Origin of the sequence: Halodesulfovibrio sp., from assembly GCF_025210605.1 — a bacterium.
GTDB lineage: Bacteria > Desulfobacterota > Desulfovibrionia > Desulfovibrionales > Desulfovibrionaceae > Halodesulfovibrio.
Genome location: NZ_JAOARI010000017.1, coordinates 239,080 through 260,994 on the forward strand (window position 1 = coordinate 239,080; position 21,915 = coordinate 260,994).

15 protein-coding genes are annotated in these 21,915 nt (G+C 46.0%); 11 read left to right on the top strand and 4 right to left on the bottom strand.

From position 1 onward, the window contains the following. Nucleotides 1-52: 52 nt before the first annotated feature. Nucleotides 53-1,693, top strand: coding sequence for a transglycosylase SLT domain-containing protein (locus N4A56_RS06500; RefSeq protein WP_295545914.1), 1,641 nt, complete (start codon nt 53-55; stop codon nt 1,691-1,693). On the opposite strand, the gene N4A56_RS06505 is transcribed toward N4A56_RS06500, so the two are convergent. Beyond that, nucleotides 1,613-1,972, bottom strand: a complete 360-nt coding sequence (locus N4A56_RS06505) for a hypothetical protein (RefSeq protein WP_295545916.1) — start codon at nt 1,970-1,972, stop codon at nt 1,613-1,615. The genes N4A56_RS06500 and N4A56_RS06505 overlap by 81 nt on opposite strands. A 224-nt stretch (nt 1,973-2,196) precedes the next feature. Between N4A56_RS06505 and N4A56_RS06510 the strand changes: the two genes are divergently transcribed. From N4A56_RS06510 to N4A56_RS06530, 5 genes are all read left to right on the top strand, one after another. Then, complete coding sequence (locus tag N4A56_RS06510) at nt 2,197-3,471, top strand: IMP cyclohydrolase (protein WP_295545919.1); 1,275 nt, start codon at nt 2,197-2,199, stop codon at nt 3,469-3,471. 166 nt (nt 3,472-3,637) lie between these two features. After that, nucleotides 3,638-5,716 carry a ribonuclease catalytic domain-containing protein gene (locus N4A56_RS06515; RefSeq protein WP_293670762.1) on the top strand — a complete coding sequence of 693 codons (2,079 nt, stop codon included), beginning with the start codon at nt 3,638-3,640 and terminating at the stop codon, nt 5,714-5,716. A 72-nt stretch (nt 5,717-5,788) separates the two neighbouring features. Next, nucleotides 5,789-6,394, top strand: coding sequence for a glycerol-3-phosphate 1-O-acyltransferase PlsY (plsY, locus tag N4A56_RS06520; protein ID WP_295545922.1), 606 nt, complete (start codon nt 5,789-5,791; stop codon nt 6,392-6,394). Next, nucleotides 6,394-7,845 carry a threonine synthase gene (gene thrC / locus N4A56_RS06525; protein ID WP_295545925.1) on the top strand — a complete coding sequence of 484 codons (1,452 nt, stop codon included), beginning with the start codon at nt 6,394-6,396 and terminating at the stop codon, nt 7,843-7,845. The genes plsY and thrC overlap by 1 nt, the downstream gene beginning before the upstream one ends. 421 nt (nt 7,846-8,266) lie before the next feature. Next, complete coding sequence (locus N4A56_RS06530) at nt 8,267-11,119, top strand: ComEC/Rec2 family competence protein (protein ID WP_295545927.1); 2,853 nt, start codon at nt 8,267-8,269, stop codon at nt 11,117-11,119. Nucleotides 11,120-11,509: 390 nt separating this feature from the next. Here the strand turns inward: N4A56_RS06530 and N4A56_RS06535 are convergent, their stop codons facing one another. Further along, the gene (locus N4A56_RS06535) at nt 11,510-11,869 is read right to left on the bottom strand and encodes a response regulator (RefSeq protein WP_295545930.1); all 360 of its coding nucleotides are present in this window, start codon (nt 11,867-11,869) and stop codon (nt 11,510-11,512) included. Nucleotides 11,870-12,393: 524 nt separating this feature from the next. Between N4A56_RS06535 and N4A56_RS06540 the strand changes: the two genes are divergently transcribed. Beyond that, the gene (locus tag N4A56_RS06540; RefSeq protein WP_293670769.1) at nt 12,394-12,624 is read left to right on the top strand and encodes a hypothetical protein; all 231 of its coding nucleotides are present in this window, start codon (nt 12,394-12,396) and stop codon (nt 12,622-12,624) included. 109 nt (nt 12,625-12,733) lie between these two features. Next, nucleotides 12,734-13,642: an ATP-binding protein gene (locus tag N4A56_RS06545; protein WP_295545932.1), complete on the top strand. Its 909-nt coding sequence runs from the start codon at nt 12,734-12,736 to the stop codon at nt 13,640-13,642. Between the two features lie 188 nt (nt 13,643-13,830). Here N4A56_RS06545 and N4A56_RS06550 read toward each other — a convergent pair whose 3' ends face one another. Then, nucleotides 13,831-14,718 (bottom strand): NAD(P)-dependent oxidoreductase, encoded by an 888-nt coding sequence (locus N4A56_RS06550; protein WP_293670772.1) that lies wholly within the window; start codon nt 14,716-14,718, stop codon nt 13,831-13,833. Nucleotides 14,719-15,191: 473 nt separating this feature from the next. Here N4A56_RS06550 and N4A56_RS06555 point away from each other — a divergent pair, with 473 nt between their 5' ends. Beyond that, nucleotides 15,192-15,881 carry a response regulator transcription factor gene (locus N4A56_RS06555; RefSeq protein ID WP_293670774.1) on the top strand — a complete coding sequence of 230 codons (690 nt, stop codon included), beginning with the start codon at nt 15,192-15,194 and terminating at the stop codon, nt 15,879-15,881. Next, on the top strand, nt 15,881-17,296 hold the full coding sequence (locus N4A56_RS06560) for a HAMP domain-containing sensor histidine kinase (protein ID WP_295545936.1): 1,416 nt from the start codon (nt 15,881-15,883) through the stop codon (nt 17,294-17,296). Before N4A56_RS06555 ends, N4A56_RS06560 begins: the two co-directional genes overlap by 1 nt. A 247-nt stretch (nt 17,297-17,543) precedes the next feature. On the opposite strand, the gene N4A56_RS06565 is transcribed toward N4A56_RS06560, so the two are convergent. Next, nucleotides 17,544-18,863: a TolC family protein gene (locus tag N4A56_RS06565; protein ID WP_295545939.1), complete on the bottom strand. Its 1,320-nt coding sequence runs from the start codon at nt 18,861-18,863 to the stop codon at nt 17,544-17,546. A gap of 728 nt (nt 18,864-19,591) precedes the next feature. Here N4A56_RS06565 and N4A56_RS06570 point away from each other — a divergent pair. Further along, complete coding sequence (locus N4A56_RS06570) at nt 19,592-21,913, top strand: type I secretion system permease/ATPase (RefSeq protein WP_295545941.1); 2,322 nt, start codon at nt 19,592-19,594, stop codon at nt 21,911-21,913. Nucleotides 21,914-21,915 lie beyond the last annotated feature (2 nt).

Genomic DNA, 21,915 nt, shown 5'->3' on the forward strand with positions numbered 1-21,915 from the left:
ATACGGAGAAAAAATCTGACGGTACGCCCCGTTATCTAACTTCGGAGAATCAATGAAGAGACGCTTTTTCACCTCAAAAGAAGCCTACTTCCTGTTCCTGCTTATTGCAGCGCAAGCGGTAATCATGCTGGGTACAGAAGTTGTGACGTATCTCTACCGGATGCCACCGGTGCGAGTCGTTGTGCCGAACGTCTCTCAATTTTCCTCTCTTGTTTCCCCATATGGTCTTGGTGTCGATGGCGAATTACTGAGTAGCTTTGCCAAAGATAAAGGCTACACCATCGCTATTCTTCGAGCCAAAAGTGCAAATGAAGCATGGACACTGATTGCAAATGACGAGGCAGACATGCTCGTAGGGTTCGGAGGAGAAATTCCAGAAGAATATGCCCATAAAATATCAGCCGGACCTGCATACGACGAATACCGCTCCGTCACCATCCAAGACACAAAACTTACAGACAATAAAGAGCTACAGGCGCTTTGTACCAGTCTACTCAAGACTGTTCCGCATGGTGTAGATCGAGAAATCTACCGCGAAAATGCCACATTCCTGTCTTCGGTTGCCGATGCACTCCCGCAAGTAATGTCTCCTAGAGAAGACAGCGAGCCGTCAGGGCATACACCGTACGCCAAAGAAAAACTCTTTGGTGCGACTGTCAGCGTTGACGCCGACACAAAACAAGAAAAAGCGGCTGTGACCAAACAACTTCCAGCCGATGAAATTCCAGCCACTGAAGCTCCCGAAACAGAATCTCTCGACGACGAAGACTGCGTCGATTTTGACCGATTCCACATGTACCATCTCATGTCATTCGATAATGATAAGAACGGCACTGCGGAAATCGATATCCGCAACTTCACCATGCTCCAGCCATTTTTTCTCGATGTTGTCCCCAAAGCACAGACCAGAGCACCGCGCTCGTATCACTGGTTTTGGCGTAATGTATTCTTTGCCGGAGCAGGACTGCAAAAAGATTTAGCGGAGTTCTGGGAAGAAGTGCAGGCTAGCCATACCGTAGAAAAACTCATCGAGAAACATTACGGATTTTTCCCCGAAAAATTAAACTACTACGTTATTGCTAAACTTAAAAAAGCACTGCGCCGGAAGGTTCCACGATATTTAAAGACAATGCAGACCGCGAGTCAGAAAAACAATATCGACCCGCTTCTTTTAACTGCTGTCATATTTCAGGAATCACATTTTAGAAGCAGTGCGCGCAGCAGAACCGGTGTTCGCGGCTTAATGCAGATAACGCAAACAACAGCCAAAGAGCTGGGCATTAACCGGCTTGACCCGCACCAGTCTATTCTGGGCGGCGCAACTTATCTGCGTAAATTATGGGACAGATTTGAAAAGTACAATCTGGCAGACTGGGACAGATGGTTCTTTACTCTTGCGGCATACAACCAAGGGTTTGGACATGTTACCGACGCGATTAAACTTTCGAAGAAACGCGGCGGCACTGGAAAAACATGGCAGGAACTCAAAGAAATTTTACCGCTTCTGGCCTGGAAGCGTTACTACTCTCAGACCAGACACGGTTATTGTCGCGGCTACGAAGCCGTTACATACGTGGAAAATATTCGGTACTACTATTATCTTCTTAACGGGCTAGTCGCTCTTTCGCGGCCGGAAGGGAAGAACCTTGGCAAGCTTCGGAGCAGCCTTAACCTCACCGCTTCCAGCATTTGATGCAGTTTGTGCATCTGATTTTTTTTCTACAATATCAAATGCTGCCTGTGGCGGCATACTGTGCATATTTGCCTGTTCAGACTCAGCCCAGTTATGATTAAAAAGCTGGTTTTTCCAGCGCAATGCCTGAATCAGAGAAAAAATTAACGCAGATTCTTCCCACTCTCGGGTAGGTTCAAACTCATCTGTTTTATGTGCGTACTTTTCCCACAGATCCATAAGGGATGCTTCATCGAAGCTATTAAGCTGTGAAGCCAGCTTTCGGAGGGCGCGTTCCATAACAGCAAATTGCTCCTTTCTACATGTGAATAATGATGGTACCGAATCCTTACTGCAATCTGCCATTGCCTTCAAATGAAAATTGCCCCCCGTGCTACTGTATGATACTTTCTTGCGCCTCTAGGGGGTGTTGTTGCCGAGTTCTGGCAACTGAACTCGGCGATGCACCACATGTTTGTGTTTTATTTGGGCTACTAACATAAGACAAGCGGAGTCAAAACCTCATGAGCGACTTGAAGAATATGTACAAAACCATTCTCGGTGATCCTTTTCCATCCGAGATGAAAGTTCAACTGGGCGATCAAGAGCTTGTGTATCGCAAGCGCACGTGGGAAATTGACGGGGAAGAAAAAGGGCTTCGTTACGGCGAAAACCCTGACCAGCCAGCAGCTGTGTACGAGCTGGCGGAAGGCTCCCTAACTCTTGGTGGTATGGAGTTTCGTGGACCGGGGAAAGGTCTTGTTTCTGCGTTAACTGAAGAAAATATGATTCAGGCAGGCAAGCATCCCGGCAAAACCAACCTGACAGATGTTGATAACGCCATTAACATTTTGCAGTACCTCACTGCAAAACCGGCTGCCCTCATCTTAAAACACAATAACCCTTGCGGTGCCGCATGGTCAGACAAGGGTGTTGCAGACGCGCTTAACAAAGCGTTCTGGAGCGACCGCATTGCAGCCTTCGGCGGCGCAGTGGTGGTAAACCGACCTATGGATTTAGAGTGTGCCAAAGTTATTAACAGCGCATACTTTGAAGTAGTAGCAGCACCTGCTTTTGAAGAAGGCGTTGTTGAAGAACTGAAAAAACGCAAGAACCTGCGCATTCTCGAAATTCCGGGAATGGCGCATCTTGAAGAACTGGTTAACGTACCTATGCTGGACTTCAAGAGCCTCATCGACGGCGGCATTGTTATGCAGCAGTCCTTCCGTAACCGCATCCTCACAGCAGACGACTTTATTCCTGCAACAGCAGAAAAAGACGGCGTAGAAGTAGCAGCACGCAAACCGACAGCGCAGGAAGCAGACGACCTTCTTTTTGCATGGGCTGTCGAAGCCGGTGTTACCTCCAACTCCATCATTTTTGCCCGCAATGGTGCTACCGTTTCTATCGGCACCGGCGAGCAGGACAGAGTGGGCTGCGTAGAACTTACTATCCACAAAGCATACACAAAATTTGCAGATATGCTGGCGTTTAAAGAACACGGTATTTCTTTGTACGAGCTTAAGCTTAAAGCTCTTGCAGATAAAGAATCGCAGGCAATTCTGGACGACATTGAAGCCCGCACCCGCGCTGAAAAAGGTGGACTGATGGGAACCGCTATGGTTTCTGACGGTTTCTTCCCGTTCCGCGACGGTGTTGATGCAGCACTTGCACACGGTGTAAGCGCAATTGCACAGCCGGGCGGCTCTATTCGTGACCACGAAGTTATCGAAGCTGTAAACGAAGCTTCACCACAGGTAGCTATGGTCTTTACCGCGCAGCGTTCCTTTAAACATTAATATCTTACTTCCCGCAGGTACGGTGTTACCTGCGGGAAGTTACCATATGCTGCATCAAAAAAATTTTGCTTCTTACTTGGAAGCACCCGAAAAATACTCGGTGACTAGCTCACCGCATTGATACAAATGAATACCGGCGCTGTCGGTTCCAAATAAAGCAGGTTATATGAGTGCTTCTTCTCTGGTTCGGTATCCCGGACCGGGCTGTGTTGTAGAGTTCATGCACGGTAACAAGGCTCAGCAAGGCTGGGTACTGGACGAACAAGGTGGAAAACTACGAATTCTGACGATTAACAAACGCGAGATGAAGCTTGCTTCCTCACGCGTTCTTCCTTGGGCAGGACCATCGTACAGCGGTGAGCGCTCCCGACAGGAAATCGGTACGCTGTTAGAAGAGCACCGTGCAAAACGTGATGCTCTAAGCGCAGAAATCGACGCTCTGGAACTATGGGATTTTGCACAGGGCGAAGTCGACAAAGAATCCATCCTGTGGTTCGCAGAACTGCTTTGGGAAGATCCTAGCATAGACCAACTTGCAGGTCTTGGCAGTGCGATGCTGGCTTGCAAAACCCATTTCAAATTTCAGCCGCCTGAATTCGAAATCTATCCTGCTGAAAAAGTTGAAAAGCGCCTCGAAGAAGATCGAAAACGTCAAGAACGTGAAGCACTTGTCACTCAAGGCATGGGCTTTTTCCGCTCCCTATGGGAAAAGCATTCAAAAGGTCGTGCACTTGGTAAAACACCGGATGAAGGTGTTGCAGATCAACTTAAATCTATCATTTTGAACCGCCTTAGTGATCCGGATAGCCACGAAATTGAGCAAGTTTGGAAACAACTCGCCAAAGGTCTACCGGAAGACCCGCATATGGCACTGCACCTTGCCCGCGCATGGGATTTAGTCCCACCGCATCACAACTTCTGGCTCGATCGTGCAGACTATGACGCCACCAACAACTGGGCTGACGAGTTCACTACAGACGTACAAGAGATCAAAGACAAATGTCTTTCTGTTCGCCAGCAACCAGAAGAACGAACCTACATTTCTATTGATTCCGCCACTACCAAGGACATCGACGATGCGTTCAACATTGAGCGCCGTGGTGACGGCGGCTACCGCTTACGAATTTCTCTCGCCTGCCCTGCTGTTGCATGGCCGTTCGGCAGCCGCTTTGATAAAGAAGTGCTGCGCCGTGCCACCAGTGTATATCTGCCGGAAGGCGATTGCCACATGATGCCGACCACGCTCGGTACTGATTTCTTCAGTCTTCATGCTAAGGAAGAACGTCCGTCACTGATTCTTGATATGGAATGCAGCAGCACAGGTGAACTTGAGCGCTGCACGCCGGTTGCTGTCTGGGTCAATCTGGCTGCAAACCTGACCTATATTGATTCCGAAGCTGTCATCAACGGCGGAGGCGAAGATACACCTGCTGCCGAATTTGCAGAGCAAATCAAGCTAGGTGCAGAATTAAGTGATAAGCTGCAAGAACAGCGTATAGCTAACGGTGCGGTTATCATCGAACGCAATGATCCTAAGGTGAAACTTTCCGGCGAAGGAGAAAACACCAAAGTTGAAATGATTCCTGCCGATGAGACACCAAAGGCTATGAAGCTTGTCAGCGAAATGATGATTCTGGCAAATACCGGTGTGGCAGAATGGGCAAAAGAACACGGTATTACCCTGCTGCACAGAACGCAGGACGTAGCTGTGCCAAAAGAATACGTCGGCGTATGGAGTGCACCGCACGATATTGCCCGTGTTGTTAAAGCGCTCTCTTCTGCTATTCTAGAAACAACACCAAGACCGCATAGAGGCATCGGTGTTAATGCATACAGCCCGATTACGTCTCCGCTCAGGCGCTACCCTGACCTTGTCAACGTAGCACAAGTAATACACTATGCTGCTACTGGTGAAGCGCAATGGTCAAACGAAGAAATCATGACAATGCTTCCTCTGCTGAATGCACGACTTGATTCCGTGGGACAAATCCAACGTTTCCGCCCTCGTTACTGGAAGTTGTTGTACTTCAAACAGCAAGGGGACAAAGTCTGGCGTGAATCCATTGTTACTGAAGAAAATGATGCTTTTGTAACTGTATCTTTACCGAACGAGCAAATTTTCGTACGTGGCAGACGTAAGTCTTTTGGTGATAAGGTGAATCCGGGGCAGCATTTCATGGTTCGCATCGGCAAGGTTCACCCGTTAAATAATGAAATCCAGATTCTGGATGCTATGGAAAGTTAACAAACTGTTTTGTGGCTGACACAACTACAGAGTTCACAGAATAGATAGTACGCTATCGCAAGGAGATTGAACATGCTGGCAAAACTTATTTGGCTTGGTATCGCGTATGTTATGGGTTCCATTCCGTTCGGTCTGCTCATCGCTCAAGCTACCTGCGGAATCGATCCGCGTCTTGACGGCAGTAAAAATGTCGGCGCTACCAACGTAGCCCGCCTGTGCGGCTTTAAATACGGCGTAGCAACACTGACATGCGATCTTCTTAAAGGCGCTATTCCGGTGGCAATTGCTTTTGTCATCAGCCACAACTGGTTATTTTTAAGCCTTGTCGCACTTGCAGCACTTATGGGACACGTTTGCTCATGCTTCCTCAACTTTAAAGGCGGTAAAGCTGTAGCAACTACTGTCGGCGTTTTTGTTCCGCTGGCATTTTTCCCATTACTTTTTAGCTGTATTGTCAGCGCACTCGTCATTTGGCGCTCCGGCTTTGTATCTATGGGGTCACTCACTCTTGTAGTAACCCTTCCTGTCTTCCTGTTCCTGTCCGGCCACTGGTCTTTTATTCCTTTGGCTCTCGTAGTGCTCGCACTCGTATTCTGGACTCATAGAGAAAATATTGTCCGCCTTGCTCATGGCGAAGAAAAATCGTGGCTTAAAAAGAAGCACGAGGAACAAGCATAATGAAAAACGCATCAGTATTCCCCGAGTATCGGGGTACAATGGAATATTACTGTCTTGGTTGTGGTAAACGCTTCGGCATTGAAGAACTGCTGTACACCTGTCCTGAATGTGGCGGAGTATTTCTCTTAGACAACCTCGACTTTGAAAAACTTTCCGAGCGTACCGGTGAAGAATGGCGCGAACTGTTCGATACCCGCGCTGCTTCCAAAAACACCGCGCTTCGCGGCATCTTCCGTTTTTACGAGCTGATGGCACCTGTGCTTGAAGAAGAAGACATTGTCTACTTAGGGGAAGGTAACACCCCTATCGTAGAAGCAAATGAACATCTTGCCAAACAAACCGGCATTCGCTTTGCGTTTAAAAACGACGGGCAAAACCCAAGCGCATCTTTTAAAGATCGCGGTATGGCATGTGCCTTTGCGTATCTTAAAGCGCTGGTTCGCAAAAATAACTGGGACGAAGTACTTACCGTATGCGCTTCAACCGGTGACACATCAGCGGCAGCAGCCTTGTATGCTTCACATATTGGCTCCCCGCTTAAATCCGTTGTACTTCTGCCGCATGGCAAAGTTACTCCGCAGCAGCTTTCACAGCCTCTAGGCTCCGGTGCAACCGTACTCGAAATTCCGGGCGTATTTGATGACTGCATGAAGGTTGTAGAAAACCTTGCAGAAAACTACCGCGTTGCTCTGCTCAACTCAAAGAACAGCTGGCGCATTCTCGGTCAGGAATCCTACGCTTTCGAAGTTGCACAGTGGTGTGACTGGGATCTGAAAGGAAAATGTGTCTTCGTTCCTGTTGGTAACGCCGGTAACATCACCGCTGTTATGGGCGGTTTCCTCAAACTGCACCGCCTCGGCATCATCAATGAACTTCCGCGCGTTTTCGGCGTACAATCTCATCATGCAGACCCTGTATACCAGTATTACAGTGTGGAAAATCCTGCTGACCGCGAATACAAGCCTGTTACAGTAACACCATCCGTTGCTCAGGCTGCCATGATCGGCAATCCTGTGTCATTCCCTCGCGTCAAACACTTTGCAGAACAGTTTGAAGCTATCGGCGGCAAAGGTTCTTTCCAAGTACTTCAAGTCACCGAACAGTCAATCATGGATTCCATGATTGAAGCAAACATGAACGGTCACATTGCATGTACACAAGGCGGAGAATGTTACGCTGGTCTCAAGCGAGCAAAAGAACTCGGTCTCATCGCTGAAGATGAATTTGCAATTCTTGATGCGACAGCACATGCACTCAAGTTCTCCGGTTTCCAAGACATGTATTTCAGCAACAGCTTCCCTGCTGAATTTGGTGTTACACCGGATACTTCGCTTGCCAATGCTCCACAGCTTCTTATCGATGAAAAAGTAAAAGCAGAGTTAGCTCCGGAAGCATTTACCGAAGCTGCGGCAAAAACAATTGCTGACAAACTCGGACTTCAGAGCAAATAATTTCTGCCTTCAAGATACGCCAATGGAGCTGTCTTCGATAACCAGAAAAGCGTTGTAGCAACGCTACTACAATACCATTAAAAAAGGCTGTCCTATTGTGTAGGACAGCCTTTTTCTATGCAGAGCAGTCGCAATGAAGCCGCGTAGAAAATAAATTACGGACAGGTATCGCATAATAAAAAATTTGAAAGGGGGTCTGGGGGAAAACTTTCAAAGTTTTCAGCCCAGCCGCCGGAGGCAAAAGCTTTTCATAGCCACCAACAGCCCAACAAGTCTCTTACGCCGCTATTTCCTGGAAAAATATCTACACATCAGTGTAATTTTGAAGCACCTAGCTCCCTTTTTTAGCTCAGTTGTAAAGTGCTATTTTTTGCATTACCGTTGATAACAAATTTGTAACCAACGTCAGGAGCCGCGCCGCATGGGGGATTTTCAAAAAATGGAGGACACTCCACCACAAGATTCTATCGCCTACCCCTCACTACTCATGTGGCAGTGGTATTTTTTAGCATGGTGCGCAGGACTATGGGGCGTCAGGTATGTAACGCCTGCACTGGTTCTGCTCGCGTCCATCATTTTCTTCTACATATTTTCACGTCATCTCAACCACAAAGCTTCACAACGTTACCGCCCCCACAAGCCACTGCAAAGTAGTACACGCCTTGGTGCCTTCTTTATATTCTTTGCTCTCGGCTTACATGTTGGAACAACAGCGCTCATGGAGCCTCCCTTTGATATCAACGCCCCTGACTCACTCCCCAAGGTTGTTCAGGACAAACAAAAAGTACTGGTAACTGGCGTTGTACGCGAAGTAATAACGTCGCCGGACAGACGCATTAAGTTTATTCTGACTGATGCACAGTACAGCCACAACGGCGTGGCTCACCCTATTACAGGGGATATTGTCTGGACATGGGCGAACCGAAAGGATGCGTGGAATAAACAACAAAAAGCAATAAAGCTCTCCCAAACGAGCCAGCAACAAACGGATGCACCAAAGAAAACTGCGGAAACAATTATGCGCCTGCGTCCTATGGTCGGCGAAAAAATTTCTCTGAAAGCAAAACTGTCACCAGTTGTAGGCTTCAGAAACCAAAGCCTTTGGAACAGCAAAGAGTACTGGCAAAACAGAGGAGTTTTCTGGCGCATGTGGACATGGGGGGATAAAGCTATCCCTATGCGCACAGGTGAAGTATCGCTTGTGCACCGGACACGCGAATCCATACGCTTTACCGTATCGCGCCAACTCGAAGAGCTGGTTCATACAGATTTCGGAAAAAAGCTTGCCTCAATCCTTGGAGTCACACCTGTCAGAGATGCTATCCGATTCATTCCGGCTTTAGTCTTCGGTGACAAATACGATATTCCCAGCAGACGCTATACGCAGCTCTCCCGTGCTTCACTTTCCCACTCGTTTGCTCTGTCTGGAATGCATCTGGCAATCGTCGCAATAAGTATTTCACTGTTACTTTCAATATGCATACGGCGTGCAACTATATACGAGGTCATCAGCAAACCGAAACTCCTCGCACTGGGAATTATTCCTGCCGCCGCAATATATGTGTGGATAGGCGGCGGCTCACCTTCACTGATCCGCGCTTTTCTGATGCTTTGCTGCTGGTGTGTATTAGTCATGTTCAACCGCCCAAGAGTCTTTATGGATGGCTTATTCTGGGCGCTTGCTATCATGACCATAGTAAATCCGCTTGTCGTATTTGATCTCCGCCTTCAGCTATCTGCATTAGCTATCGTGGCACTGATTGTTGCTCATCCTATTTTTTCTGCAATTAAAGCAAATAGCTTTCCTGAACAAACGAGCCGAGCACAGAGGATAAAGCGAGCTGCCTTCGACATTTTTTGCATGTCTCTCGCCATTCAACTTGTTCTGTTTCCGGTAACAATCTGGAACTTTAATGAGCTGTCGCTCTGGAATATTTTGAATATCGTTTGGTTGCCGTTACTTGGTGCGTTTATTATGCCGCTCCTACTTATCGGGCTAGGTGTAGCATGCCTAAGCATGCTACTACCTGCACTTACTCCGGCAGCAGAAACTATTTTCATCACAGCTACTACGCCTATTTCCGCTCTTTTTGCTTTTCTGGATGATATGGACAAAGCGGGTTTTTTAGCGCCTGTCATCCTGCAACGTCCAAACTGGCTGGAAATTATCGCATGGTATGGCTGCCTTCTTTCTGGTCTCATCTGGTGGCTGATTGAAGGAAAAAACATTGTCCCTGCTATATATAATTCCGTAAACGAAGGTGCTCCTACATGGGAAAACAAGCTTTTTACCGCAGCTGGATTACCTCTTATCGGAGACGATATCGAACAAAAAAGTGCTCAGCATGCTAGCATACGGAGCACTTCGAATCTGGAAAAAAACACCGACACTAAAACTTCGCACCATTCCCCCGCAAACATACTTTCACGTTGGGCTTCCCGCTTTGCTCTCGGCAGTTTCATTCTTCTTCTCTGCGTACCACAAGTACTGCGAACACAGTTCCCTGAGCAGCGGACTCAGTTAGATGTACTGGATGTCGGGCAAGGACAGGCAATTTTACTCACTTTCCCGAATGGCAAACGCATGCTGATTGATGGTGGCGGGTTTGCTTCCCATTCATTTGATGTGGGACGCGCTATCATCATGCCTTCTATCACACGGCAACACGATGACTCGTTACAATGGGTACTAGCCACGCACCCAGATACCGACCATATTCGTGGACTATTCTACCCCATCGCACATGCTGATGTGCAAGGGTACTTTGCTACTGATGCTGTTCCACACGGTTGGAACAAAAAGAAATTGCACGAAGCGCTCACGCAAGCAAACCTCACAAAAAAGCTACTCGCTGCCGGAGATGTCCTGACTATCTCTGAAAATCTGGAGATGGAAGTTCTTCACCCGCCAAAAACAACTCTTCTGGAAGGCAATAACAAATCACTTGTTTTGCGTCTTGTTAAACATGATGGTGCACACCGCAAAGGGCTGGCACTGTTGACGGGCGATATAGAACTAGAAGGGATTGAAGAATTATTGCGCTCAAAAGCAGACCTGAGTGCAGATGTGCTCATCCTTCCGCATCATGGGTCTGGCTCAAGCTACTCACCTGACTTTTATGATGCAGTTAACCCTGAAATAGCCATCGCGTCTTGCGGTTTCATGAACAAATATCGATTTCCATCAAAGAAAGTTATGAAAACATTGCACAGCAAAGGTATTAGAACACGCACTACTGCTCAAGATGGTGAAGTGAAACTTTACCTAGAGTAGGCTGAGGTATTAGAACAAAATTATTTTATATTAGAATGCGTTAGGAAGGAAAGGCTTAGAATTATTTTTCAGAAAATAACACTAAAAAGGTTGTGCAATATAGGAGATGTGCTAAAAAAAATGAAAGCATGCTGATGGGTTGGTGACAACACGGAACTACCCCTCCGAAGTGTCAGCCAATCAGGTGCTACAGGAGATAGCTTCGGTTATTCCGGACATGCGGCGGCCCTATTCCGCTTAAAAAACAGGGCCGCTACACACATTATCCTGATGCTGAAGAGTGACCAGCTCTTGCAGCAAGTCCCTGAAGGATGACCCCCTTCAAGAGACAATATCTCAAAAAGGGCACGCTTCAGCGTGTCCTTTTTAATTCATATCTAGAAAATAATGCTATTCAAAGAAACTTGCAACCTTCGCTTTCAATTCTGTCAAATCTACCGATTTTACAACATAATGGTCTGCTGCAATCGACTTCATATCATGCTGAAAGCTATCGTAGGCTGTACTCAAAATAACAGGGAGCGTTGTATTGGTACTTCGGATATCCTGTAATAAATCCAAGCCGGTAAGCTTTTGATTCAACCGTATATCCAAAATAACTACATCAGGATTTTCACGGGTAAGCACGTCCAGAATAGGTTCCGCCCCATCTGAAAGAGCTACTTTATACCCGTCCTCTTCAAATGCATCCTTGTATAACAGCCGGATATTCTCTTCGTCATCCACGATTAGCACTTTTTTATCAGCCATCTCATTCTCCCTTAAACCGAAAAAATGAACATTTCTCTACATGGTAATCTCGCGTAGAGGCTGATTGCGCAATGATTAAAACATTGCAAGGCTATCTCTTGGAAATGTTAAACGAGAATTGTGTGCCTTTGAATAATACCGCGTATACTTGGCACACACTGCAACCAAATGCAACGATATTTCTAACCCCTTTATTAAAAAGCAGAAAAACAAGATTACGGCATATTCCTTTATGCTGAACCACATCTCCCAGCTCTACACTCAACATGCTAACATTAAAGATAAAAAAGAGCATAATACAATGTAACCACCTAATATTACATTGGTGGCAACCGGTTGCTGTGCAATTTCTTGTCATGTTGTAAAAAATGAGTAAGGTATGCACGGACTGTTTTGCAACTGTGGCGCACCACTGTAACCATAGTGGCAACAGCCGCATGACACTTATCGTTTAATGTAAACTTCTGCCTCGGATCACAAGAGACAGAAGCCTCCCAGCAATCCTATTTATCCGGATGCCTACTATGCAAGAAGAGAAGGTTGTTTATACCAGACCCTACGGAGTTACTGTTACACTCCAACCGCAAAACGAAACTCGGACACTTAAAGCCCGTTCTGTTCGTCAACTCTTAAACATTATTAAAGCAAGTCCGAGCACTGTGCTTGTAATCCGTAATAACGAGCTTCTTACGTCTGACCGAAAGCTCTTTCACGGCGATGATGTCATCGTCCGCACAGTTGTTTCCAGCGGCTAGCAATGTACTCGGCACAGAACATGTACTATGCCGAATTACCAGCATCTTGACCTTGTGTTTCGGCGCCAGTCACCAGTGCGCCGCATATGATCTATAAGGAAAACACAATATGAAATGTAAAGTATGTAAAGCAACTGCGGTTGTTGCACTTCCCAGTCACAACACAGGTTTTTGTGCCGACTGCTTCATGTCTTTCTACGAACGCTCTGTAGAACGCAGCATCCGACGCCAAAAACTATTTACGTTTGAAGATAAAATTCTTGTGGCACTTTCCGGCGGCAAAGATTCCCTTGCCTGTGCACTTGTACTCAAAAAACTCGGCTACAACGTTCACGGACTCCATATTGATCTGGCAATTCCAGATAGCTCCGCAGCTGCAAGAGGCGTTGTAGAACGGTTTTGTGCTGCTAACGAAATCCCGCTTATCGTCAAAGAAATGGAACAAGAAGGATTGCAGATTCCGCGTGTCCGAAATGTTCTTTCACGCTCAGTTTGCTCTGCCTGTGGTCGAATCAAACGCTATTTCTTCAATAAAGTTGCAATAGATGAAGGGTACACAGCTCTTGCAACCGGTCATAACCTTGATGATGAAATTGCACGCCTTTTTTCTAATACTCTTCGCTGGGATATCCCCCACCTGAGCGATCAAGGCCCATTACTCGAAGCAGAAAATGGTTTTGCCCGCAAAGTGCGTCCACTCTTTAGGCTCACTGAATTTGAAAATGCTAACTACGCATTTTTGAATGATATCGAATACCACTACGCACCATGCCCATACTCACCGGGTGCAACATCAACAGCCTATAAAAAGTTGTGGAACCAGCTTGAAGAAGAAATGCCGGGACGAAAGCTTGCATTCTACACCGCATTTCTTGCACATGGTCGTGAGCCATTCCGCCAGTTTGAAAAAACAGAAGGAACAAAACCTGTTCCATGTGAACGATGTGGATATCCAACCTCCGCAGGCATCTGTGGTGTCTGCCGCACCCGTGATGCAGTTGCCGCAGGGGACGAGTAATTCTTAGACCAGCATGTTGCTCGGCTATCGATCATCAGTAGAAAGTAGAAAAAAAGAATGCTGTTGTAATAGTACGCCGTGCTACACAGCACTTCTTCGCCTACCATGAAAAAAGTAAGGCTGACCGCTATAAACGGTCAGCCTTTTTCATACAAAATCAAGCCAGTCGCTCAACTGAACAGGAACTGCTACACGTTGTTCATTGCTTCAAAAACTTTGTACAATCCCTGAGTACCAAGATCTTCGAGTCCCTGCGCTTTTGCTGCTACATAAAACTGATTCGCCAAGGCAAGCCCCGGAAGGGACAAATTCATCGCAGCTGCTTCTTCAAGAGCAATTCCCATATCTTTCACAAAATGCTTTATGAAGAATCCAGGATCAAAATCCTTTTTCGCAATACGTCTGCCCAGATTATTGATAGACCAGGAGCCTGCTGCTCCGCTGCCGATAACATCAATAACTTCGTCCAAATCCATTCCGGTTTTAGCGGCGTATAGCAAAGACTCCACAGTACCAATCATTGTACCTGCAATTAATATCTGGTTTGCCATTTTGCAGTGCTGCCCAGCTCCTGCGTCACCCATCCGTTTAATATTTTTCCCCATCGCTTCAAAATATGGGAGAACCTCTGCATAGGTTGCAGTATCACCACCAACCATGATGGCCAGAGTGCCTTCACGAGCACCCAAATCACCACCTGACACAGGCGCATCAAGAGCAGCCATTTTCTTAGATGCTGCAACGTCTGCAATACGTTTCGCTAAAGAAGGAGTTGATGTCGTCATATCAACGATAATGGTTCCCTCTTTCGCATGCGCAACAATGCCATTCTCTCCAAGAATAGTTTCTTCCACATCTTTTGGGAACCCAACAATTGTAAACACAATATCACTGTTTGCAGCTACCTCAGCAGGCGAGTTGCACAGCGTAGCCCCAAGCTCTACAAGCTCTTTAGCTTTTTCCGGTGTGCGGTTATATACGAAGGTTGTGCAATTATTTGTAAGTAAATGTTTACACATAGACTTACCCATTACACCTGTACCAATCCACCCGACTTTTTTGGATGCAAGACTCATCTTTCCTCCGTTATGCACTGACTAGATAACAATCAGTTACCATTAAACATATTACTGCAATTGTACCCTATTGATACAAACCGATTTATCACATAAAAGCATGCTGTTTACAGGTATGATTTTTTAATAGTTGATAAGATATAATTATATTCTTACGTTACAATATTTTTAATACATTTGCGGTTCGCGTATTTATTTCTTTACTTTTTTCTTATATAAACCAAAAACAATTTACCTGATGAGCAACTTTTCTATTTTCTCATGCGAATCCACAACACTTATTCGCCAATATTATCATCAGGAATTATTTATCAACTAAGTCCTACACTTGTTAACTGATATTAGCGTCCGATTTTTATTAATCATTATTCTACACAGCACTCTTTAGTAGTCGGATGGGTATTTTTACATCAGTTTATTTTTTAAAACGTATGTTTAACAGATACGAAACAACATAACCAAGTGCATTATCCATGGAACAAACTATTTTAATCATCGATGACGATGCAAAATTGCAAGATTTATTGACTGAATATCTCGAAAATTCAGGCTTCAAAGTAGTATCCTTACTCACAGGTCAGGATGCGCTTTCTACAATCCGCAATGTTGCTCCGTCCCTCATCATTCTGGACGTCATGCTCCCCGGCAAAGACGGACTGGAAGTCCTACGTGATATCCGCACGGAATCTACCATCCCAATTATTATGCTCACCGCCCGAGGTGACGATGCCGACCGCATTGTCGGTCTTGAATTGGGTGCTGACGATTACCTTTCCAAACCATTTAACCCACGTGAACTTCTAGCCCGCATTAAAGCTATTTTACGAAGATTCGACAATAGCACCACCAAAGTAACGTCACATCAAATTGAATGTGCAGGACTTGCTCTTGAAGCAAGCAGACAAATACTCATTATTGAAAATGAACACATAACACTTTCGCCTACTGAAACTAAGCTCATGGCAGAACTCATGCGTAACCCCAACCATGAATTTTCCCGCGATGATCTTATGACAAAAGTATGGGGGCGCGAATTCAACGCGTATGATCGCAGTATTGATGTACATATATCTAAGCTGCGAAACATTTTAAAACCATACACCGAACATGCCCACCGCATACGCACAGTGTGGGGCAAAGGGTACATGTTCCTGAGCGATTAATGCAACTTAAGTCTATTTCTGCTAAGCTGCTTGCTACATTTCTTTTTATTCTGGCGCTTAGCTTGGCTTTCTATGTCATCTTATTTTCAATAACTATGCATCGGGATGCGGAACGCTCTATACAGCGTTCCATCCCGATGATTTCGTCGCTTCTTACCACTGAACTAGCAAGCGTTGCACAATCTTCTGACGGTGAAACAGCAAAAAATACTGCTGCACTAAAAAAGATTATGCCCAAGTTGCAGGAAATTCTTCTTGCTGAATACGTATGGATTATCACTCCAGACGGATCCCGCATTACGGGTGAAGATACAAGTATTCCTGACCACACACTCTCCGTCGTCAAAAATCTTGATGATGATGTTCAGCTTGCGGTGTTCCGCTCTGTATACACAGATCAGTTGCAAGCCTTGAAATTCTCTATTCCTTTTTGGGGCAAAAAAGCAACAGTGGTGATCGCGCAGCAGCCCACTTGGCCTTCACACAAAATACTGCTGGACTTCCTTATCCCTACTGCCGGAACAGGACTGCTTATCGGAATGATCGTTCTGCCCCTCATTTCCAGAACATTACGTCCTCTTAAAGAACTGGAAGCAGCCGTTATTAACTTTGCAACTGGCGACCTATCAAAACGCGCAGTACCTGTTCATAATGATGAAGTTGGACGCCTATCACGCACGTTTAACATTATGGCAGACAACTTGGAACAGATGACACGATTCCGGCACGAGCTGACAGCAAATATTTCCCATGAACTACGAAGCCCGCTCACTCGTATTCAGATGTCAGAAGAGTTAGCTTTCCTCAGCTGCGAACAACAGAACTATCAGAATGTTAAAAAGCATCTCAATGCTGTCCGCACAGAAGTAGCAGAACTTGACGGGCTAATTGAAGAAATTTTGCGCCTTTCAAAACTGGAGCTGAATACACAAATAGGTGAAGTAGGGGCATGTGATATTACCAATACCCTGCAACGTCTTATACGTAAAAATGCACCAATTATTGAGCGCAAAAAACTCACCGTGCAGACAGAATATTCCCACGACTGCGTTATTACTTGTAACTACCCGATGGTGAACCTTGCTATAAGCAACCTTGTTTCCAATGCTCTGAAGTTTTCTCCAGAACGAGGACTCGTTCGCATTGCAACAATCTCGGACTCAACAACAGTCAGCATTGAAATATTCAACACCTTCTACCGTAATTTAACCTACACAGAACAAGCCGCGATATTCGAGCCTTTTGCTCGTGCAGAAGGCGAAAACATCCCCGGAACAGGTCTCGGGCTTGCCCTCGTAGCAAAAGTGGCAGAACAACATGAGGGGCGTGTAAGTGCACATAACCGAGTCGGTGGTCTTCTTTTCCGGCTTACCCTTCCTCGCGTTCTCGCATCACACAAGCAAAGAAAAGCGTAGCAAGAGCTTACAACAGCCCTGTAGCTGGCGCGTTATTTCTATAAAGCTCATTCAGTAGACTGTTCATTCATTTTCCCAAATACATCTGCGAAACACCAAGCAGCTTGTCATTTCACATCCTAACCCTTTACGCTTTTATGGGGATACTAGCCTGCGGCATTGCCGTACCTAGAGCGTTTTTCTGAAGAGCAGGCATAAAAAAAGGGAGAGATATAATCCCTCCCTATATACACTCTGTTCGAACGACTTATTCAGCTACGGAAACAAATTCAGCTGAATCTAAGCCGAAGGAGTTAACCAGACCGCCGCCTAACGCGATAAGTCTGTATGAAGCAATAAGTACATTTACTTTAGCTGTTACAAGACGCCCACGAGTTATAAACAGCTCGTTCTCGGCATCAAGAACATCCAGCAAGGTACGCTGTCCAACAGTAAACTGCTGTGCGTATACATCGCGAGTTTCAACGTTGAAGCCTACAGCTTTATTGTACTGCTCAACCTGTTCAAAAGCAGCATTCTGCTCGCTCCATGTAGAGGCTACTTCGCGGTACAATTCGTTTTCTGTATCACGGTATTCATCAAGAGCTTTAAGCTTACGTGCCTTTGCAGCGCGGGTTAACGCAAGGTCGCTTCCGCCATTAAATAAGTTCCATTTACCGACAACAGCAAAGCGCAAATCGGTGTTGTAATCATCAACACCAAGCATGTCTTCAGCGTAACGGTACGAACCTTCACCGGTAATTCTTGGGTAGTAGAAAGACTCACGCTCGTTCACGAGACCATCAGCCACTTCAACTTCATATTTACGAGTATCAAGACGCGGGTTCTTGCTACGCATACGCATAAATGCTGTTTCGAGATCGACAGGGGCAGCATCAGAAAGCTCAACATCTTCAAGCTCATCTGGGTCCATACCAGTCAAACGCTTGTATTTTGCAATGGCAAGTTCCAAGTCGCTACGTTGCTGAGCAAGTGTAGCCAATGCGCGGGCAAGACGCCCCTGAGTAAGGGTAAGGTCAGAAACACTTCCGCCGCCAGCATCCACAAGCTCCTGCATTGAAACAAGGATATCGCGGTACTGCTGAGCATTCTCTTCTGCCAATTCAACTAATGCTCTGTCACGGATAACAGTGAGGTGAGCAATTACGGCATCAAGCCCAAAGCGTTCACCAGCATCAACAACCTGACTCAGTGAAGATTTATATGCAGCTTCAGTGCCCTCTACGCGGCTCTGAGTAAATCGACCATCATAAATGAGCTGAGAAATAGAGACATCGCCCTCAAAAGCACCCTTCCAGTCATATTCTGTACCGTTACTACGGGTAGTCAGACTACTATGGACTGTTGGACCATAAGAACCGGATGCATTCACGTCTGGAAGATAACCACCCCATGCAGATCGATTATCTTGCTTTGCAGCCTTAGTTTCATTTTGCAGTGCAGCAATACGAGGGTATGTTTTCAATGTAGCAAGAACACTGTCCTTCAGCGAAATCCCTGCGGAAGCGATGCTCGTACATCCTAAAAGTACCGACGCAGCTACTACTAATGCGCACATTCTTTTCATAAACCACTCCTGAATTGTTCACTCGTCTGCTTCACAAAAAGCAGACCCCCTACTACTCAGACATGATATTGTACGTTCCCCCCAATATCATGCTCGCAATCTCCTGCATATACTCTGTTCACTATAACTTCTCAAGAAAAAACAGCTTTTACAGAAAATGCAACCCCGTTTTACGTACTAAAAAACATACAAAATACGTCCAACACACCTAAACTATGAACAATACTTTCAGCCGAATTTTACAAAGATGATGCAACTGATACGACCATCCTCCAGCAGTAAAACCAACCAACAGTACATTTAGTGCAACTACGCGTTCTTCTTGCACAGTGTACACAACAAAACATCAAAGCAAGCACTTCAGAACAGCGCTAACTTTGGCGCTCCATAGCAACCATGGATGCATGGAGTATCAATACGCTGCCACATGTTCACTACAGGCAATGATACACCCTACCTCCTGTTATCATAACCCTTATATGAAACATGCTAAAAACAGCTCTTCTCTCTAACCAGATTTCATCTGCGGGCAAATGATAAACACAACAAATAAACTCATTCAATTGAACAAGTTAAAGTGGCTCACCCAATCTCCCTTGCACCAGAGAGAGCTGCTGCTCTGTCTATACTTTTCAAAAGAATTATGGGAATAAGATGAGAAACATTACTACACGTTATCAATATTTTTTGTGCAACCAATACAAAAAATATGGTCATAAGGGGTGCTCATGACTGACTCGAATCCAAAACAGCCAATTCCGGACACTGCACCGCAGCCTGAACCGGAAAGCGTGGAACATCCTTCTGGTGAAAAACACGCTTATTCCTCAAGAACACCACGTAATTCTGTTGATGCAACATCAAAAAAACAGTCACCATCCCCAAAAAAAACGGTTGTTGATCCCCCCTTACCGTCAGATGTGGATTATGAATCCCCATTGCTGCGTTCACTCGTACAGTTGTTCGCCTTACTAGGAAAACCGCTGACGCTGGAACAGCTGAAGACAGGTTTGCCGGAACACGGTGTACCTTCCCACACCTCAGCCTGTCTGCGTGCAGCACTTCAAGCTGGCATGAAAGCAAAGGTAGCACGTCGCGAATCCCTTTCTGAAATATCCAACCTCACGCTTCCATGTATCATTCTGTTAAAGAATAAAGGGGCTGGCGTTCTTACATCGCTTACAGAAACACATGCCAAAATCATTTTTCCAGAAATGAGCAACACGCCTATTTCTGTACTCCGCGATAAGCTTAATGAAGAATATGCTGGCTACGTCATTTTTGGACAAATCGACGGACGACTGGATAAGCGCGCAAGCCAGCTGAAGCTGTTAAAAACAAAACGCTGGTTTTGGGACACCATCCTTTACTTTTTCCCGATATACAAACACGTCGGGCTGGCAAGTATCATTATCAACCTGCTTGCGCTTGCCTCGCCACTGTTTTTTATGAACGTCTATGACAGGGTTGTACCGAACAACGCTGTCGATACCTTATGGGTGCTCGCTGCGGGTATCGGCATCGCCCTTGTTTTCGATTTTATTCTTCGCAACCTGCGTAGTTATTTTTGTGACGTTGCAGGCAAAAATGCAGACGTCATTCTTGCATCACGCCTGATGCAGCACATCATGGCTCTGCGCCTTGATGACAAGCCGGACTCCACCGGTACAATGGCAAATAATCTGCGTGAATTTGAATCGCTGCGTGAATTTTTCAGTTCAACAACCTTACTTGCCATTATCGATCTGCCATTTTTATTCGTCTTCCTCGGACTTATCCATTTCATTGGCGGTCCAATGGTATTCATCCCCGGTGTTGCCGTTCCTGTCGTTATCCTTTGCGGCTTACTGCTCCAGTACCCGTTCCAGCGAGCAATTGAAGCCGGATATAAAGAAGGGGCGCAAAAACACGCACTGCTTATCGAGATTATAAACGGCATTGAAACCGTCAAAACAAGCATGGCAGAAGGTCACATGCAGCAACTTTGGGAAAAAGTTGTAGGCATGAGCGCAAAGTCCAGCAATCACGCTAAAAGACTGGCAAACTTCTCCATGACATTCACTATGTTTGCTGCTCAGGCAGTTTCAGTATTCACTATTGTTGTGGGGGTTTACCGCATCAGCGATGGCGAACTGACCATGGGTGGATTGATTGCATGTAACATTCTCGCAGGTAGAGCCATGGCTCCGTTAAGCCAGATAGCTGGCATGCTCTCACGCATGCAGCAATCCCGCATGGCATTGAAATCCCTTGATCTTATCATGCAACTCCCGACAGAAGCGCAGGACGAATACACAGGTATCAGCTACGAAAAACTTGATGCATCTATTACCTTTGATTCTCTTGCCTTCAAATATCCAGAAGCAGAACGTTTTGCCCTTGAAGATATTCACTTGAAAATCCGCAAAGGAGAACGGGTGGGCATTATCGGCAGAATGGGTTCCGGCAAAAGTACTCTGGGTAAACTGAGTGTAGGACTGTATCGTCCAACAGAAGGTGCTGTGAAACTTGGCGGTGTTGATATCCGCCAAATGGACATAGCTGATTTACGCTCACGTACTGGCTATGTTTCGCAGGATAACTACCTCTTCTACGGTTCCGTGCGCGACAATATCGCTATCGGCAATCCGCAAGCCGATGAAAATGCCATTCTACGTGCTGCGTCTATCGCAGGTGTTACAGATTTTGTTCAATCTCACCCAGCCGGATTCGGCTTACAGGTTGGCGAACGCGGTATGGCTCTCTCCGGTGGACAACGACAATCCATCGCACTGGCTCGTGCATTGTTAACTGACCCTGACATTATCATTCTAGATGAACCAAGTTCCAATATGGACAACGGTTCCGAATACACATTCAAGCGCAAACTCGCACAGATTGTGTCGGGCAAAACCCTGCTACTCATCACACACAGACTGAGCATGCTGGATGTTGTAGACAGACTCATTGTAATGGATAACGGAAAAGTTGTTGCCGACGGTCCTAAAGCTGTCGTTCTTGACGCATTGAAGAAAGATCAGATCAAAAAAGCACCGACAAGAGCGGCGTAGGA